Here is a 17,281-nt window from a genome sequence, read left to right as displayed (position 1 = left end):
GCCATAAAAACAGCTTTGCGGGCATGCACAAGCGTCTGCATTAAAGCACACCGCTTTTGCATACCGATCGATCAGGTCGCCAAACCCGATTCGCCGTTTAGGCGACGTGACGAACTATAAGCTTCGTCGGAACGGCGGGGAAGGTTACGGATTCCGAGGTTTGTGTAGGAATTTTTATGGCGTCCTAGGACCTTTACGCCCCTTCCGCAGGAGACTGCTATCGGCCAAAGACGGTCAGTCGGATTTTTTGAAATCAAAGGTGGCACACATGCCTTCACTGCTTTGTAAGTGCCAACCCTCAGCAATATCCGCATTTTCGCTTGCGCAAGCTGGTAGAAATCATCCTGAGACCTTACTTTGTGAACAAGCCTTCTCGAGTAACGAGCACGACCTTTTGATCTGTTCTAAGTGCGTCAGTCGACGAGGGAGTTCTTTCGTCTCCAAAGCGCTAGCCTTTCACTCGTTGATGCCAAGGATGCCCTTATGCAAGCTGCTCCTCCGACGCAAACCGAAAATTTGGATTTAGAGAACTGCACACTAGATCAAATCGTTGATGTGCTTTGTGCCGGTAACCCGATCAATCTCCCCCAGGGCGCCGGCACATTTGCTCTAGATCTTGAAGACGCTCGCCTTGCAATGCAATTTTATGCACGTCGGCGCGATCTCTGGGCCCAGGCAAAATTAGTTTCAGCTAGCGAGGTCGATCAACTGCTCGATGCCATTCGCGAGCCGCAACCGCACGTAACGCGTAGCCATACAGCAAATACTGGTGCTTCACGTCCTTGTTGGCGAATTCAGGAGTTTAGAGCCCATCGCTTTGCAGGGCTCCAGCGTCACTGCGACTCGGCTGGTAAAGCACCTGAAGTTCTGACCCTTCGACTTGACCGTGACGTTACCTGCATCTGGGGGTTCAACGGCGCCGGTAAATCTGCCTTGCAGAGTGCGATCATGTGGTGCCTAACTGGTAAGGCACACCGTTCTCAACACAAACCATCTGAAGTACACAATCCAATCACTGTCGACGTAATTTCAGTAAACGGCGAAAGTGGCAGCAACAGCAGTTTCACTCTACCCGTGATCGTCCCATTACCTTCGGCGTCAGATCTTTCGATTTTAGGCGATCGCCCCGCATGTGACACATGGGTGGAACTGGATCTGCGGGATCAAAATGGAAACAACGTGACCGTCCGGCGCGAGTTGAAGCGAACCCCCAAAGGTGTTGTTTCTGTGAGCGTAAGTGGCTTAGACGATCTGGGCCTGCCACAGTGGGCGGTCGAAGCCGGCACGTTAATGCCTGCCATCGCTGCAAATATGCGCTTCGATGAGAAAACAAGTTTTGCCGAAGCAATCGCTCAGCTAACAGGTTTACGACCATTGCAGGATCTGGGCATGCGTTTGCCACGCCTCGTCCGACGTTTGGAAAAGGACGACACTGACACTGCCACGGATGCCAAAGATACTGCTCGTATTCATTTCATAGACAGCAAGGGTTCGTTTCTTGATGCTTGGCGTGTACAGAGTGAAACGCTTGGCCCTGAACCAGATTTACTGACCCCCGACAAGTCTAGCCCTGAACTAAATTGCAGCAGTTCGATCGCTGTCGTCCGTGAGAAGCTCGTCCAGCATCAATCGAGTGGTCTGACGGATATTGAGACGATTCTTGGAAGCACTATCTCACTGTCAACGCCCGAGCGTAGTCAGGCCCTGCTCAACCAGCTCGCTTCGGCAAGAGAGCAATTGACCGGCGCTGCTCTGAAAGGGCTTCCCTCTCTTCGTACCATTCAGCAGATCAAAGAAGTCAGCAACGAAGATCGAGATGCTTTACTCATCAAGCTTGAGGAGCTGGCGCTTCGTGCAGCCGATCAAGTCCAGCGGCAGCAGAACAAAGAGCAAGCGGCGCGCCAGCAGCTATACACAATGGTTGCGCAGTGGCACCGTCGGCAACATCCAGATCAACTGATTTCTGACTGCCCAGTCTGCGGCTCAGATCTAGCCAACGTGCCACCTGACGCTCTTTTAGACTCCGACGTCGCTACCGCACTTCAGGCGGGGCTCCAGGCGCATCATGACGCTACAAAGTCACTTGCTGATTGGCAGCAGGGCGCTGCGAGCGAGCTATTGGAATCTCTTTCGGATAGCTTGAAATATTTTGCTGACCAGAAGGGTCGCAGCACGGTTTTTGATCTTTACAAGAATGCCTATGTCAGCGAGGCACTCAAGGATCACTCCTTCGCAACAGATCTTCAACCAATCCAGAAGAATGCACGTAAGCTTTGGGACAGCCTTGTTGAGATGCATCCGATTTCGATCGAACAGCTTCCCGATCCTATCAGCTTGCCCAAGGAGCTTGCGACGGGGCTGTTGGCCAGTAGATTTGCAAATCTGCGACACGTCGTGACGCTGAGTGTCCAACGCGCGGCGGTCGAGGCTGTCATGCAGCCCCTTCTAGCGAAATATCTGGGAGTCGGCTCATTTTCGCGGGGTGAGCAATTTGACGAATCGCTCAATTTGGCTCTCCTACCGATTAGGCATCAGTTGTCAGTACTGCACCAAGCAATTACATCTTCAGAACCATTAATTGCCTTAACGCGGCAGATTGATGTGATAGAAGACGCCCGTAAGCGCTGGGTGGTTTCGAGTCAACGACTCTGGCTTATTAAGCGCGCAGCCAAGGCAATACAGCAGTTAACTCGTTTACCGGAATTGGTTGAGTACCAAGTCCAAGGTTTAATCCATCTGCTGGAGGCTCGTACAACTGCTTGGCTCGATTTAATTTACCGGCCTCATTACAACGGTGGTCCGCGATACCTTGGATTAGATCCAGCCCGCTCCCAAGGGGTGGGTCTATACGCCGGGCTCGGTACGGTGCGCGTCCAGGCGCACGAAATCATGAACTCATCCCATCTACGAGCCTGTGTTTGGGCTTTCGTTTTCAGTCTATGGGAACGCATCCGAGAACGCGCTGGTGCGTTAGAGGTGTTGCAGCTGGATGATCCTCAGACTTTCTTTGATCCTATCAACACGGAGAATCTTGCAGCTGCAGTCCCGGCCTTAGTCAAAGCGGGTATGGCTGTCATTATTACGTCCAACGACAATCGGTTCATCGCAGCGGTGAAAGACAAGCTACCGCGAAGCTCGTCCACATTTCCGTCATGGACTATGTTGCAGATCAGCCCTTTGTCGCTGTCCAGATTAACAGTCGCTCTGACCCCCACGGTCGAAGAAGTAAACGAGCGTCGCCAGGCATGGGCTGACGACTGCAATGACGTAGCGGCGAGCCAGGAGTTCGTTGAACGCGTTAGGCTGCATATTGAGAACCGATTGTGGGATTTACTCGCCGCTGACCCTATGCTTTTCTACAAGCCGACTCTTGCGGATCTAGTCGCCCACATCTCCAGCGCACGGAATGCGGGAGAATTGCCTTTCCAAGAACCTCCTTTCGAGAAGCTGCTGAGTTGTAACCTGTTGAAGCCAGGTACGCTTTTTTACAATACGATCAACCAAGCCCACCACGACCTTCGAAAAATTACACCCCATGATGCAGGTGTAGTTGATGAAGGATTTACAGAGGTTGATCGGCTGTTGCGAAGCTGCGGAGCCGCTTATGCAAGGTTCATGGGCCGGTTGACTCGTGACGATGAAGATCTGTTCTTCGCGACAGCACCGGAAGCCCCCGCCGTATTAGCCCATCAGGAACAGAAATTCCGTGCACTTGGTGATTTCAGCGCTCATACCCGAGCAGCGATCGTTTCGCCAAGCGAGCCCTCTGATACGCTTTTGCTGGAGTCTTTGGGGGCTGTGGCACTTTATACGATCCATGGTGATTCCCTTGGCGCTCTCGCACGGCAGGGGCAAGTAGTGATCGTCTCAATTGAACGGACAGCAAAGTGCGGTGAACCTGTCATAGCTCTGTACAGCGATAAAATTTTCGCCCGGCGTTACCACTCAGATAAAACTGATATCAGCAAGTTGATGCTCGCTTGTGATCAATCCATTAGCGAGAAAGTAGCGCCTGCATTGGTGCTGCAGCGAAATAAAGTCCGTCTGATGCCCATCGTCGGTGTGCTTTACGATTCAATCGAGCAAACCGGCGTTGGTGAGGCTCGACATCTCAACAACAGCGAAACCTTAGATACTCCGTTGGTCGCTGCCCGCGTTGTTGACAACAGCGGCTACCCATTAATACGTAATCACGATTGGGTATTGTTGGAGCCCATTAGAATCTCTTGTTCTGAAGATTTGGAGGTACTACGTGGTGAGTTGGTGGCGTTGGTAGTTGAACGTGACGGGGATCAAAAAGCATATCTGAAACGTGTGGGAGCGCCCGTTAGCGGAGGGGTAAGAATATTCGAAAGCGCAGGCACGTTCGGAGACGCGATAGCTATAACTTGCGCAAATGAAACCCCATCAAATCTTTTTCAACTGATAGATTTGTGGCGCGTTCGCGGAGTTTTGCGTGGTGCTTCTGATTGGCTTGATAGGGGCTGATTATAAAAAAAGGCTTAAAAAAGGGGGCAGATCTATTATCTTAAAAATAAATCTGTCCCCTTTTCTGCTTTTTCTGTTTCGGTGTCTGAAACCTTAACAGACACTTGTTGAAGCACAGAGGCTAGAAGCTCAAGAGAACCTAACCCTTGTTATCAGCTTGTTATCAGCTTGGGAGGTTGTTCACCGACGATGTTTTTTCAGCTATTCCATGCGCGTATTTTTTTTACAAGCTCCGTTAGTTGTTCTTCCAATTCCGGGCGAAACGATAGGTTGTTTCTAGTCATGTGCTCTGCATAGGCAAATGCTTTGGTGTGTTTGTTGGTGTATTCTTTTGCATTAGATATTTTATTTTCTCGAAGATAGTCTTGGATCGCTTCAAACTCTCCTATGTGTGCAAGTTTAGTTTTGCCGTGGGCGCCTTCGAACGCCTCTTTCGGAATGTAATTTTCAATCTCCTTGCAACGAGTAACCCAAACCATTGCGCGGCTATCGGCTATTTCTTTAATAAGTTGGGCAACGCGTGGTTTTAGAGAACCGCTCGAATTTCTTCGATCACTATCACAAACAAATGCGAAGTTTCTATTTATTTTAAATGCAGTGATTGCTTCTCTCGTTTCAGTGCCTGGTAGACTGGCATCAATATTTGCAAGCACGCTGCCACCGTAAAATACGAATTGATAGTGTCGCCCTTCGCTGAGTTTATTGTCACTCCATAAGTCAATCCATTTTTTCAGATATACACGGTCTGAAGGGCCTTCTACCCAAATTAGTCCATTAGCTTGAAGTAGATCGCTTGCACGTACCCCAAGGTCATCCAGGACTCCGTGGCCGACTGCGTCTCCGGTGTAAGCGTTACCTACTACTCCGTCTTCACCTCGAACAATATGTAGAATCTGTGAATGTTCTGAGCTTCCAAAAATATCGATTGCAACATTTGAATGAGTCGTTAGGAAAACATGGCACTTATTATTCAGTGCAAACTCCTCAAGATAAACGAATAGATTTCTCTGTAGTGCGGGATGCAAATTGTTTTCAAGCTCTTCCAGGGAGAACACGTATAGATCAGTTGGTGTTTTTTCAAAGTCAGGACGTATTAATAAGTTAAGCAATGTAAGTATTACAGTCTTTAGTCCGCTGCCTGATGCAGATAAAGCGATGGGGCCTTTATTTGCTTCACCTAGAAAGATCTCCCATTGGTTAGTGGATGAATGGAAGCGGGTGGTTATTTCATTAAATACAATGTCGGGGGAAAAGATTTTGTTGAGAGCTGTCAGAAGTGTTTCTTGGATCAAAGACCTATCAAATCCTACGTGCTGCAGATATTTATGAATTATCCGTGTTGCACCTACCCCGGCGCTAGATAGTGTCATTCCCTCATCAATATTTTCAGGAGCAATATCTCTGTCTGCGTCGAGCTTTATGTGCTTGAGAGAGCGCATTGCTGATGTTGGTCGTATTCCAGATATGTGTTTTAGTTCAATCGGTGACGCATCTGCGTTTGTATTGATAAATTCAATTTTTCTATCGGATATTTGTTTCCACGTAAAAGAAGCACCCACAAATTTTACGCCATGATCCTCCCAATGATTGCCGCCCAATTCACCTCTACTAGTGTTTGGTTGGAATACTTGCATTAATGATCTTTCGTCCAGAAGCTGCGTCACTTCTATCGACTGAGCAATATTGAAGTGGTCGTCTCCATCTTTGCACAGAAAATCCAGCGCATGTAACAACGCTGATTTTCCAATATTGTTTCGGCCGACTATAACGTTAATCGATTTTATATTTTTAAGTTCGACGCCGGTTGGACCGAAACTTTTGTAGTTTTGTAGATGAAAACCTGTATTTATGGTCATGGTGCCCTCCTGGCGGCATTGCATTTTCACCCGAAAACACCCAGCGGTATAGCAGTGGTATTGATGTTGTGACTGAGGAGAATTAGGAGAACCGGATGCTGTGGACCGATGTCTGGCTTCAAGAAATATCTACCATTCGCCGTCAGCAGTCCCTAGTTGGCACGAACACAAATTTATGACACTCCCCCCTATTGGCCGAAACCAGACATTACTCACGTCACCCAAATCTGCGAAATCGAACAGGTGGCGCCCAGCCCCCTAGCGTAGAATTTCCAAAACACGAGCCCACACCCGAGACGGACCCTCAATGCAAACCCCCGCCACCCCACACTCCCTCTGGAAAACCTACCTCCTTTTCCTCGCCCCCATGGTCCTCTCCAATTTCCTCCAATCCATGTCGGGCACCGTCAACAGCATCTACATCGGCCAAATGCTCGGCACTCAAGCCCTGGCGGCCGTGTCCGGCATGTTCCCCATCGTCTTCTTCTTTATCGCCCTGGTCATCGGCCTCGGCGCGGGTGCGGGTGTGCTCATCGGCCAGGCCTGGGGCGCGCGTGAGCCGCATCTGGTGAAAACCATCGCCGGCACCACCTTGTTGTTAGGCGCAATGATCGGCCTGACAGCCGCCGTACTCGGCAGCGTGTTCGCAAGGCCCGCGCTGGAAGGCTTGGGCACACCGGCCGACGTGATCGACGACGCCGTGTCTTATGCCCACGTGATGATGTGGATCATGCCGTCGCTGCTGGTCTACGTGCTCTTCACTCAACTGCTGCGCGGGGTGAGCGATACGGTGTCGCCGCTGATCGCGTTGGTGGTGTCGACGTGTATCGGGTTGGCGCTGACGCCGGCGTTGATTCGGGGTTGGTTCGGGTTGCCGATGATGGGGATTCAGAGTGCGGCGTATGCGGGGTTGGCGGGTAATTTGTCGGCGATGGGGTGGCTGGCGTGGCGGTTGATTCGCAAGGGGCATCCGTTGGCGCCGGATCGGGAGATGTTCGCGGCGATGCGGTTGGACCTGGTGATTCTCGGCAAGGTGTTGCGCATCGGGTTGCCGACCGGGTTGCAGATGGTGGTGTTGTCGGTGTCGGAGCTGGTGATTCTGGCGCTGGTGAATCAGCACGGTTCGCAAGCGACGGCGGCGTATGGGGCGGTGACGCAGATCGTCAATTACGTGCAGTTTCCGGCGCTGTCGATTGCGATCACGGCGTCGATCCTCGGCGCGCAGGCGATTGGGGCAGGGCGGCTGGAGCGCATGGGGCCGATTCTGCGCACGGGGCTGTTGATCAACGTGTGCCTGACCGGTGGCCTGGTGGTGTTGGGTTATCTGTTGTCGCACTGGTTGCTGGGGTTGTTCCTCACGGATGATTCCACCCGGGCGAAGGCGGAGCATCTGCTGCACATCATGCTGTGGAGTCTGTTGGTGTTCGGCTTCCAGGCGATTGTCGGCGGCATCATGCGCGCCAGCGGTTCGGTGCTGGTGCCGATGGCGATTTCGATTTTTTGTGTGGTCGGGGTGCAGTTGCCGGTGGCGTATGTGCTGGACGGGCACTTCGGGTTGCAAGGCGTGTGGATGGCGTTTCCGGTGGCGTATCTGGGGATGCTGGCGTTGCAGACGGCGTATTACAAAATGGTCTGGCAGCATCAGAAGATTGAGCGGTTGGTGTAGGCGGCTTTGTGTTTGCTTGAGGGGCGTGTGGGCGGGTCGGGCGCCAGGATCGCAGCCTTCGGCAGCTCCTACAGGGGGACGCGATCAGGGATGTTCCGGTGGCGCCGCAGGCTTGATGTCGGCCACGGGTGGACCGACAATTTGGGGTGACCGTGTGAACCGACAGGCGTGATCGCCTGAGGAGGTTTTCCAATGAGTCCTCTATCGCAAACCATCTTGCAGGACCGGGCCGCTGCCGGTCGGCGCCTGGTGGAACCGCTGCTCAAGTACGCCCATCGACCGGAGGTTATCGTCCTCGCCTTGCCCCGTGGCGGTGTGCCGGTCGCCTATGAGGTGGCCAGCGCGCTGGAGGTTCGCCTCGACCTGATGCTGGTACGCAAGTTGGGGGTGCCGTCCCATCAGGAATTCGCCATGGGCGCCATCGCCAGCGGTGGCATCCAGATTCTCAATGAACACGCGCTGCGGGTTCACCCGATTGATAAGACTACGTTCGATGCCGTGGTCGCACGCGAGACCCGCGAGTTGCTGCGCCGTGAACAGGCTTACCGAGGAACGCGCGCGCCGGTGCAACTCAAGGATCAGGTGGTGATCCTGATCGACGACGGCCTGGCGACCGGGGCCTCGATGCTGGCGGCGATCCACGCGGTGCGGGTGCACGAGCCAGTGCGCATCGTCGTGGCCGTGCCCGTGTCGCCGATTGAGACCGCGGAAGCGCTGCGCAGTGAAGTGGATGAGCTGATTTGCCCGCTCATGCCGGATTGGTTCACGTCGATCGGGCATTGGTACATGGATTTTTCCCAGACCTCGGATGCAGAGGTCATCAGGCTGTTGCAGCGGGCCTGGCAGCGAGCGGTTTGATTGTCGCTGGATGCTCTACAGTCCGTCGCTGGTTGCCGGGTTTATCGATTTTCGGGAGAGGAACAGACTCTGTTCAACGGTCCAGCCAACGGACCTGAACGACCACCGACTCCCAGGAATCGCTCCCATGAACAAGCTCTACATCGCCGCCCAGACCTGCTCCCTCGCTGCCCAACTGGTGGCCAACGAACTGGGCCTGACCCCGGAACTGATCCACTACAACGTCTTCGACAAAACCACCTCCAACGACGACAACTTTGCCGAGGTCAATCCGCTGGGTTACGTGCCGGTGCTGGTGCTCGACAATGCCGCGCAAGACCGGATCAGCGAAACCATCGTGCTGACCTCGTACCTGGCGGACCAGCATCCCGAGGCGAACCTGATCCCGGCGCATGGCACGCTCGAACGCGTTCACTTCGATCAGTTGCTGACGTTTCTCGCCACCGAAATTGCGCAGAAGCACATTCCGTTGATGCGCAAACTGCTGACCGAAGAAGGTGCGGCGTGGACTCGGGCCAAACTGGTCAGCGCTTACACCGTGCTGGATCAGCGGTTGGCGGATGCCCGCGCTTATCTCACCGGCGACCAGTTCACCGTGGCGGACGCTTATGTGTGGAGCACCATGTGGCATCCGCGTTCTGGCGCGCAGATTGAGCATCTGGAACATTTGATGGCGTACGTGGCGCGTGTTGAAGCGCGGCCTTCGGCGCAGAAAGCGTTGAAGGATGAGGCGGAGTTGGTGGCGATTCATAATGCGAAAGCGGCGTAAATTCAGGTGGTAAGCGGTGCCGTCACTCATTGGGCGGCCCGTTTTTTGTTTACTTAATACCTGTTATCTACTCTATATATTTCAGGTAGCCACTAAGTATCATTAACGCGACTGATAATAAAAAGCTCAAGCCCCATGAAACAACCAGCATTCGCCTCAAACCATTCGGGAAGTTTTTGACATCGGCAACATCCACAATACCTCGCTTGGCTGCCAGGGACGGCGTTAGCAGAACCAAAGTAAGGACGCCGTTGCGTATTGCTTTTCCCATAAGACCTGCTTGCGAAAGCATCCCTTTGTTGGCTTGTACGAAACTGCTGTTTGGCATCAGGAGCTCCGCTTTTTCGGTATAGGCATGAGCCAAGTAAAACACCCATATCGTTATCAGTAGAAATGGTACGCCGATAATACCTGCTATCAGGCCTGGCTCTATATGATTCATTGGGTCCTTTTCCCATAAAAGGCTTATTAGCTATTAGCTATTAGCTATTAGCTATTAGCTATTAGCTTGCAGGCAAAAAACACTTATTTAAACATACGTCACTCAATAGCTTTCAAGTAACTTCCGAACACTATCAGAGCCACACAGAACAAAAAATTCAAACCCCAGGACGCAACCAACATTCGCTTAAATCCGCTAGGAAAATTTTGTACATCGGCGACGTCTACAAGACCTCGCTTGGCTGTCAAAGCCGGGGTAAGCAAGACCATAGTCAGAAAGCCATTGCGCACAGATTTTCCCAAGAGCCCCGCATGAGAGAACGTTTTTTTATTAGCCTCTACAAAGATACTGTTTGGCATTAAGGCTTCCGCTTTTTCAGTGTAGACGTGCACCATATAGGTCAACCAGATCACTATAAGTATCATCGGAACACCAATAAGTAGTGCGATCAGGCCGAGTGGAATTTGACTCACTGTATGATTTCTCCATACAAATACTCGCCGATTTTTTCGCCCATGTTGTTCCCGATTGATCCGCCTGCCCAACCTCCTATTGCACCGCCTACGACGCTACATACCAAGGCCCCGGGACCTCCGGAAATCGTACCGAGTACAACTATGCAACCATATGTTGCTGTGTGTCCGCCTAGATATCCCATCGCTGCTCCACCCCCTAATCCAAAGGCCAAAGAAGAACCCTCCACATACTTGGCCCTCGTACACTGATCCTCCCGCCCCAACGCACACGCATTCCTGATCTCAAGCCCGGACGAAGCAACCGTCAGAGCCGTGCCAATATAGGTCCCGCTCTTGATCAGCTTCGCAGCCCGGGCCACGCCACTGACCTTTTCCGCGTACCCCGCAATCTCCCCAGAACTCATATAACGCTTGGTCGAAATCCCCAGCATTCGCTTTATCGAACCCTGATAACGCAACCCTGAACCGTAGGACGCGACATTGGCGAGCTGCAATTCCAGCTTGCCGAACAACACCGCGCGTTCGGTATAAAACTTGTCCCTGGCGGCGATTGATCCGGTGCGCAGGTATTCCTTGTGCAGTTGCTCGATCTCTTCCAGGGTTTTCTTGATCGTTGCCATGTGCTTGCTCCAGGCATCACTGACGACACCGGCTCCGATAGCGCCGTGAGCGAGCACGCCTTGCAGCAATTCGAAGTTATCGAGAAAGAAGTCGTCCGCATCAACATGGTTGGTCAACAGGCCGATATGGATGTCGCGTGCCTTGGCCATCAAGTACGCCTCTTGGCTCGTACTGGATGAAGTGGACGCGTCACCGATGATCACCAGCTCGCCGGCCAGCACCACGGTGTTGGCGATGTGGCTGTTGAGTGCATCGAATTTGCTTTTGGAAATCCCCGTCAGACCCAATTGCGCCTTGAGGGATTCGTAGGTCTGACTTTGCGAATTGATAAACGCTAGAGGCTCTGCCATTTCAGCAGCCCAGTACTTTGGAGAATGTGAAGTTCTTCGCGTCAAACGCCATGCTACCGCTCCTTGGTGTTGGAATTGTTTTATCGCCAGTTATCGTCAGCGAATATACGGCTCCATGAACATGTGCTTGCTCGTAAAAATCCACTAAACGGATAAATCAGGAACTGTCCTATTCAGTTCTTCCCGCGAGTCGTAGGACATTTCCGGCCGTCCCTCAGGACTCATGCGCCGGGCTCTTGAGCCAGTCGTCAAACCTCGTCGGACCAACAATAGGGTTGTCTCCCGGCGTCAGCGATTGGTCGTTGATCGGCGCGCCGAAGTACGGAACCGTGTCGTCCGAAACCGTCTGGCGTGGGTCCTTGATGTGCTGCAAGTATTGTGTGACGAACTTGACCAGCGGCTTACACTCGGGGCCGGCGACTTCCACGGTCTGGTTGCCCGGTGCTTGCAGGGCGATATCGGTCAGCGCGGCGGCTACATCGAGCGAGGCAATCGGTTGCAGCGCGGCGGAGGTCAGGTGGATGGTGTCGCCGTCTTCGCGGCCCGAGTAGGCGATGGCGCCGATGAACTCGAAGAACTGTGTGGCGCGCAGGATGGTGTAGGGAATGCCGGACTTCTTGATGAGTTTTTCCTGCGCCATTTTGGCCCGGAAGTAGCCGCTTTCCAGCATCCGCTCGGTGCCGACGACGGACAGGGCGACATGGTGTTTGACGCCGTCGATTTTCTCCGCCGCGAACAGGTTGTGCCCGGCGGTTTCGAAGAAGTGCAGTGCTGCGTGATCCTCGAAGGAGGGCGAGTTCGCCACGTCGACCACCACGTCGGCGCCTTGCAGTGCCTCCTTCAGTCCTTCGCCGCTGATGACGTTGACGCCGGTACTGGGTGACGCCGCCAGGGCTTCATGGCCGAGCGCCTGCAGGTTTTTGCAGAGTTGGCTGCCGATCAGCCCTGTGCCTCCGATGACGACGATTTTCATGGCCATTCTCCCGACGCGGTGAGTGCTGGAGCAATTAAACACCCGCAAGGGTAGGTGCACCGTGCGAAATCCGCTCGGCCGACAGGTGGTCGGAAGTCAGTGCATCGGGTGGAATTAAGGGCGGTTCTTTGCTTTAGTCCATTAACATTGGTGTGGGTGCGACTCAAGACGGGAGCCCCAACCGGAGAACCCCATGACCCCTCGATTCCCGCGTTCCGCCGCATTGTTTGCCGCTCTGGTATTCGGCGCCTTGCCTTGTGCCCAGGCGGTCGAATACACCCAAGTGAATGAAACCGCCAGCACGATCTCCTTCACGTACAACCAGTTCGGCTCGCGGGTCTATGGCACGTTCAGCAAGTTCGACGCCACTCTTGATTTCGACACGGCGGCCCCGTCATCCGCCCATGCCGCGCTGACCATCCAGCTCGCCAGCATCGATGCCGGCAGCAGCGACGCCAATGACGAGCTGCAAAAGCCTGCCTGGTTTGACACGGCAAAGTATCCGGTGGCGACCTTTGAATCGACCGGCGTGAAAGCGCAGGGTGACAACCGCTACGTGATCACCGGCAAACTCACACTCAGGGGAACCTCTCGCGAAGTGGATGTACCGGTGCTCCTGAAGGCTGAGAACGCCATCGGCATCTTTGAAGGCAAATTAAAGCTCAAGCGCAGCGACTTCAAAATCGGTGAAGGTGAATGGGCCGACACTGCCGTCTCCGACGACATCAACATCAAGTTCAAGATGGTTGCGCCAGAGCGGTAGCGCTGTTCCACGCTTCTCACTATCAAGGGAGCTAACCATGTCAGTGACCATCAACGGCGAAAACAAACGCATCGGTCTGGCCATGTCGGGCGGCGGCTTTCGAGCCGCTGCGTTTCACCTGGGCGTCATGCGTGAACTGGACAGCCACGGGCTTCTCGACAAGCTCGATCTGCTGAGTTGTGTGAGCGGCGGCAGTATTGCCGGTGCCACGGTTGCGTTGAACTGGAGCGCGGCCAATAAACTGGACTTGCTCGACACTTACCTGCGTACGCGTTCGATTGCGGTGTCATCGTTTATCGCCGGTTCGCTTGATCCGTTCGAGTCGCGACTGGATAAGTTGGCAGGCTCCTACGATAAGGATCTGTTCCTGAAGAAAAAGCTGGTGGCGCTGAGCAACGGGCCGCGCATTTATCTGAATGCCACGAATCTCTCGACCGGCAATATGTTCTTTTTCGTTGCCGGCGGCGGTAAGGATTGTGAGATGGGTGAGCATGAGCTCGGGGTCATACCGGCCCCTGATTTCCCGATCTGCCAGGCGGTTGCGGCTTCATCTGCGTTTCCGCCCGTGTTCCCGCCGCTCAGGCTCGATTCCAGTACCTACGGTCCCGCCGCCAACGTTGAATACGTGACGCTGACGGATGGCGGGGTGTACGACAACATGGCCGTCAGCCCGTTAGTGCGCGATCGCAATGCGCTCGATTACGTGATTGTCAGCGACGGTGGCAAGCCGTTTGCGAACAACAGTCGGCCGACCGAATCTGGCGCCATCGTGCTCAAGGCCGGGCTCGACATCATGATGGAGCAGATCCGCGGGCTGGAATTTGACCGTCTTCAGTACCGGTTTCTGGCGGGGAAGGGGCCCAAGCCGATGTGGTTTTCGATCGACAGTCACGTGGGTGAATCTCGCCAGGGTGACGCGGCGTTTGCCTCATCCATCGGTACGAACCTGAGCCGGCTGTCATCAGATGAAATGGAGGTGCTGACTCGCCACGGCGCTTCACTGGTGAAGGCGCGGCTAACGGCCTATGCCCCAGAACTGCTTCCCTGACCAACGAAATCCCCTGTAGGAGCCGAGCTTGCTCGCGAAGGCGGCGTGTCAGCCAATACACATGTTGCCTGACACACCGCCTTCGCGAGCAAGCTCGGCTCCTACAAGAGCGGGCGTGTCAGCCAATACACATGTTGCCTGACACACCGCCTTCGCGAGCAAGCTCGGCTCCTACAGGGATTGGGTTACTTTCAGCTCAGGTTCCCGCAGAAGATATTCTGATTACCGTCGGCGGGGCTTTGACGCACCACCAACGCGTAACCGCCAGCGCGAAGCGTGTCGACGGTTACCGGTGCGCTTTTCCAGAAATACTGGTGCGAGGCGGGCGAATAGAACCGCGCGTTCGGACCGTCGTTGATGTCATAGGCGGGTTTGGCACCCAGGTTTCCACAGCTTCCTGGATAGATGTAGGCCATCAAGCGGCCCGGTAATGCGCTGCCTATGGGTTCGCCACTGACGGCAAACCAGAACGTCGTCGTACTGCCACTGGGCATCATGACTGTCTGGGCGATACTCCCGGGATTAGTGGAAGTAGCGTTCAGGGGAACGTTGGTGATTTGACTGTCAGGCACTGTCGAACACCCAGAGATCCACCCGACCGCTACCACTAACGCCAGCGAAGATACGATTTTCATCGTGATACTCCCGCTTTGTAAGGACGCGTTGAAGTGATCCCCCTAGTAAATTCTAGCTATCAGGGCACGGCGGGTGATTATTCGGATGGTCGGTCACCGCAAACAGCGCCTTGTATCAGCCTGCGCGCACCCCTGTAGGAGCTGTCGAGCTTGCGAGGCTGCGATCGGCTGCGAAGCAGTCGTAAACCCTGAGTGCTCGGTGTGTCAGGTGTACCGCGCAGGCTGATTTTACGACTGCTGCGCAGCCGATCGCAGCCTCGTTTCACTCGACAGCTCCTACAGAGCCGATCGCAGCCTCGTTTCACTCGACAGCTCCTACAGAGCCGATCGCAGCCTCGTTTCACTCGACAGCTCCTACAAGGGGTATGCGTTGGGGGCGATAAGTCATCTATGCTTTTGCTGATTCCAAAAAAAAGCGGAAGACCGGGCAGATGAACAGCTATCCACCGCCACCGATGCGCAGGCTTCGGGTTTATGCGTTTGACCCGCAGGCGTCCACGCAGTTGGAGACTGCCCGCATCAGCCACGCGACCATTCAGATTCCCTGGGAGGAGCGCTGGGAAGCGAAGATGCAGCCGGGCCCGGTCAACGAGTATTTTGAAGTCATCGATGTCGACCCGAGCAGCGGCCAGTTTTACGACCCGGTGGATCTCAACGACCGGCATCTGCTGGCGCAAGACGGGCTAACGCCGTCCGAAGGCGATCCGCGGTTCCACCAGCAGATGGTGTTCGCCGTGGCGATGAAAACCGTCAAGCTGTTTGAGCGTGCACTCGGGCGCAAGGTGTATTGGTGCCCGCGCTGGGACGAGAAAACCTCGTCGTATCAGGAAGTGCGCAAACTGCGCATTTACCCGCATGCGCTGCGCGAGGCCAATGCCTATTACAGCAAGGATAAGAAGGCTTTGATGTTCGGTTACTTCAAGGCCTCGATCACTGATCCCGGGGCCAATCTGCCGGGCAGTTGGGTGTTCACCGCGCTGTCCCACGACATCATCGCCCACGAAACCACCCACGCTATTCTCGATGGTTTGCACCGTCGCTACAGTGAGTCGACCAGTGCCGACAGCCTGGCATTTCATGAAGCCTTTGCCGACATCGTGGCGCTGATGATGCATTTCACCTTGCCCGAGGCGGTGTCCAAGTACGTGGCCGCCAATGGCGGCAACCTCAACCAACGTTCCTGGCTCAGTGGCCTGGCGCGGCAGTTCGGCGAGGCGACGGGGCGTTACGCGGCATTGCGCGAAGCCATCGACGACAAGGACAGCCAGCAGCTGCCCGATCCGACCCTGCTGGCCAAGGTGCGCGAGCCCCATCAGCGCGGTGCCATTCTGGTCGCGGCGGTGTTCGACGCGTTCGTCAGCATCTATGAACAACGCTCGTCCGATCTGTTGCGCCTGGCCGATAGCGGCGGCAAAGCGAGCACTCGCCTGCCACCGGAACTGGTGCAGCGCTTGACCCGTGAAGCCATCAAGTCGGCGGATCACGTTCTGCGCATGTGTATCCGTGCGCTGGACTACTTGCCTCCGGTGGATGTGCGGTTCGGTGAGTTCTTGCGGGGCATCATCACCGCCGACACCGATTTGATCCCGGACGACCCGATGCAATATCGCCTGGCGATGATTCAGGCGTTCCGACGTCGCGGCATACTGCCCGAGAACTGTTTGTCACTGGCCCCCGACAGCCTGCTGTGGGAAACCGCTGCCGTTGACCTTGAGGCCAAAGACCTGTTGAACGCGCCCAAAGGCACGCACGCGCTCGATATCACCCCGCAATACCAGCGGCACAAGGGCTTTCGCCAGGCCGAGCGCAATCGCAAGATTGTTTGGTACTGGATGATGAAGGTTTGCGATTCGACACCGGGTTGGGCCGATGCACTGGGCGTGGTTTTCAATACTGACCGAACTGAGCGGTACATCGCCGGCAGCCTGTTTCCTCGATTTAACGCCACCCAGCCGGCGGTCGAGGTGCACTCGGTGCGGACCTGCCGTCGTGCCGGGCCCGATGGTCAGGACCTGCGCCAGTTGGTGATCGAAGTGACGCAAAAGCGCCAGGGCTTTTTGGACCCTGCAAACCAGAATGCGCAGGATCAGCAGGATCTGGCGGGCAGCACGCCACCGCTGGCCAGCGACTTTCTGTTTCGTGGCGGTGCGACGCTGATCATCGATCTGCGCGATGGCAAGGTCCGTTATGTCATTCGCAAGCGCATCGACGACGGGGCGCGACTGGCCTGCCAGCGACAATTCCTCGAGACCGGCACTGACAGTCTGGCGCTGACCTACCGAGGCGCACGCGCCGAGGATAATCCGTTCGCCATGACCCATCGTGGAGTCTGACGC

At 54.8% G+C, this 17,281-nt stretch carries 13 protein-coding genes; 7 read left to right on the top strand and 6 right to left on the bottom strand.

All coding sequences use genetic code 11. From position 1 onward, the window contains the following. Positions 1-483 precede the first annotated feature (483 nt). A complete protein-coding gene (locus tag AEQ67_RS12575; protein WP_059404179.1) occupies positions 484-4,488 on the top strand; it encodes an ATP-binding protein in 4,005 nt (1,334 codons plus the stop codon). A gap of 197 nt (positions 4,489-4,685) precedes the next feature. On the opposite strand, the gene AEQ67_RS12570 is transcribed toward AEQ67_RS12575, so the two are convergent. Continuing rightward, positions 4,686-6,344, bottom strand: coding sequence for an ATP-dependent nuclease (locus AEQ67_RS12570; protein WP_059404178.1), 1,659 nt, complete (start codon positions 6,342-6,344; stop codon positions 4,686-4,688). Between the two features lie 307 nt (positions 6,345-6,651). Between AEQ67_RS12570 and AEQ67_RS12565 the strand changes: the two genes are divergently transcribed. The 3 genes from AEQ67_RS12565 to AEQ67_RS12555 all read left to right on the top strand — a co-directional run bounded on the left by AEQ67_RS12565 (position 6,652) and on the right by AEQ67_RS12555 (position 9,637). Further along, positions 6,652-8,010: an MATE family efflux transporter gene (locus AEQ67_RS12565; protein ID WP_059404177.1), complete on the top strand. Its 1,359-nt coding sequence runs from the start codon at positions 6,652-6,654 to the stop codon at positions 8,008-8,010. Positions 8,011-8,202: 192 nt separating this feature from the next. Continuing rightward, the gene (locus AEQ67_RS12560; RefSeq protein WP_059404176.1) at positions 8,203-8,868 is read left to right on the top strand and encodes a phosphoribosyltransferase; all 666 of its coding nucleotides are present in this window, start codon (positions 8,203-8,205) and stop codon (positions 8,866-8,868) included. Between the two features lie 127 nt (positions 8,869-8,995). Beyond that, a complete protein-coding gene (locus AEQ67_RS12555; protein ID WP_059404175.1) occupies positions 8,996-9,637 on the top strand; it encodes a glutathione S-transferase family protein in 642 nt (213 codons plus the stop codon). Positions 9,638-9,704: 67 nt separating this feature from the next. On the opposite strand, the gene AEQ67_RS12550 is transcribed toward AEQ67_RS12555, so the two are convergent. From AEQ67_RS12550 to AEQ67_RS12535, 4 genes are all read right to left on the bottom strand, one after another. Beyond that, positions 9,705-10,079: a hypothetical protein gene (locus AEQ67_RS12550; RefSeq protein WP_059404174.1), complete on the bottom strand. Its 375-nt coding sequence runs from the start codon at positions 10,077-10,079 to the stop codon at positions 9,705-9,707. A 98-nt stretch (positions 10,080-10,177) separates the two neighbouring features. Then, the gene (locus AEQ67_RS12545) at positions 10,178-10,552 is read right to left on the bottom strand and encodes a hypothetical protein (protein WP_059404173.1); all 375 of its coding nucleotides are present in this window, start codon (positions 10,550-10,552) and stop codon (positions 10,178-10,180) included. Then, positions 10,549-11,526 carry a hypothetical protein gene (locus tag AEQ67_RS12540; RefSeq protein ID WP_059404172.1) on the bottom strand — a complete coding sequence of 326 codons (978 nt, stop codon included), beginning with the start codon at positions 11,524-11,526 and terminating at the stop codon, positions 10,549-10,551. The genes AEQ67_RS12545 and AEQ67_RS12540 overlap by 4 nt, the downstream gene beginning before the upstream one ends. A 214-nt stretch (positions 11,527-11,740) precedes the next feature. Next, positions 11,741-12,499 carry an SDR family oxidoreductase gene (locus tag AEQ67_RS12535; protein WP_059404171.1) on the bottom strand — a complete coding sequence of 253 codons (759 nt, stop codon included), beginning with the start codon at positions 12,497-12,499 and terminating at the stop codon, positions 11,741-11,743. A gap of 193 nt (positions 12,500-12,692) precedes the next feature. Here AEQ67_RS12535 and AEQ67_RS12530 point away from each other — a divergent pair, with 193 nt between their 5' ends. Then, positions 12,693-13,262, top strand: a complete 570-nt coding sequence (locus AEQ67_RS12530) for a YceI family protein (protein ID WP_059404170.1) — start codon at positions 12,693-12,695, stop codon at positions 13,260-13,262. 37 nt (positions 13,263-13,299) lie between these two features. After that, complete coding sequence (locus AEQ67_RS12525) at positions 13,300-14,310, top strand: patatin-like phospholipase family protein (protein ID WP_059404169.1); 1,011 nt, start codon at positions 13,300-13,302, stop codon at positions 14,308-14,310. Between the two features lie 191 nt (positions 14,311-14,501). Here the strand turns inward: AEQ67_RS12525 and AEQ67_RS12520 are convergent, their stop codons facing one another. Next, the gene (locus tag AEQ67_RS12520; RefSeq protein ID WP_059404168.1) at positions 14,502-14,945 is read right to left on the bottom strand and encodes a hypothetical protein; all 444 of its coding nucleotides are present in this window, start codon (positions 14,943-14,945) and stop codon (positions 14,502-14,504) included. Between the two features lie 431 nt (positions 14,946-15,376). On the opposite strand from AEQ67_RS12520, the gene AEQ67_RS12515 reads away from it, so the two are divergent. Beyond that, entirely contained in the window at positions 15,377-17,278 is a 1,902-nt protein-coding gene (locus AEQ67_RS12515) for a hypothetical protein (RefSeq protein WP_059404167.1), read from the top strand. Positions 17,279-17,281: the final 3 nt, after the last annotated feature.

It is taken from the genome of Pseudomonas sp. RIT-PI-q (assembly GCF_001297125.1).
Classification (GTDB): domain Bacteria; phylum Pseudomonadota; class Gammaproteobacteria; order Pseudomonadales; family Pseudomonadaceae; genus Aquipseudomonas.
Note: the sequence above shows the minus strand (reverse complement) of the source record. Positions and strands in the feature narration are given on the sequence as shown.

Coding starts and splice junctions, on each gene's coding strand:
- AEQ67_RS12520 (WP_059404168.1), bottom strand. CDS start 14,945: ATGAAAATCGTATCTTCGCTGGCGTTAGTGGTAGCGGTCGGGTGGATC.
- AEQ67_RS12570 (WP_059404178.1), bottom strand. CDS start 6,344: ATGACCATAAATACAGGTTTTCATCTACAAAACTACAAAAGTTTCGGT.
- AEQ67_RS12540 (WP_059404172.1), bottom strand. CDS start 11,526: ATGGCAGAGCCTCTAGCGTTTATCAATTCGCAAAGTCAGACCTACGAA.
- AEQ67_RS12565 (WP_059404177.1), top strand. CDS start 6,652: ATGCAAACCCCCGCCACCCCACACTCCCTCTGGAAAACCTACCTCCTT.
- AEQ67_RS12575 (WP_059404179.1), top strand. CDS start 484: ATGCAAGCTGCTCCTCCGACGCAAACCGAAAATTTGGATTTAGAGAAC.
- AEQ67_RS12530 (WP_059404170.1), top strand. CDS start 12,693: ATGACCCCTCGATTCCCGCGTTCCGCCGCATTGTTTGCCGCTCTGGTA.
- AEQ67_RS12560 (WP_059404176.1), top strand. CDS start 8,203: ATGAGTCCTCTATCGCAAACCATCTTGCAGGACCGGGCCGCTGCCGGT.
- AEQ67_RS12535 (WP_059404171.1), bottom strand. CDS start 12,499: ATGAAAATCGTCGTCATCGGAGGCACAGGGCTGATCGGCAGCCAACTC.
- AEQ67_RS12550 (WP_059404174.1), bottom strand. CDS start 10,079: ATGAATCATATAGAGCCAGGCCTGATAGCAGGTATTATCGGCGTACCA.
- AEQ67_RS12515 (WP_059404167.1), top strand. CDS start 15,377: ATGAACAGCTATCCACCGCCACCGATGCGCAGGCTTCGGGTTTATGCG.
- AEQ67_RS12555 (WP_059404175.1), top strand. CDS start 8,996: ATGAACAAGCTCTACATCGCCGCCCAGACCTGCTCCCTCGCTGCCCAA.
- AEQ67_RS12525 (WP_059404169.1), top strand. CDS start 13,300: ATGTCAGTGACCATCAACGGCGAAAACAAACGCATCGGTCTGGCCATG.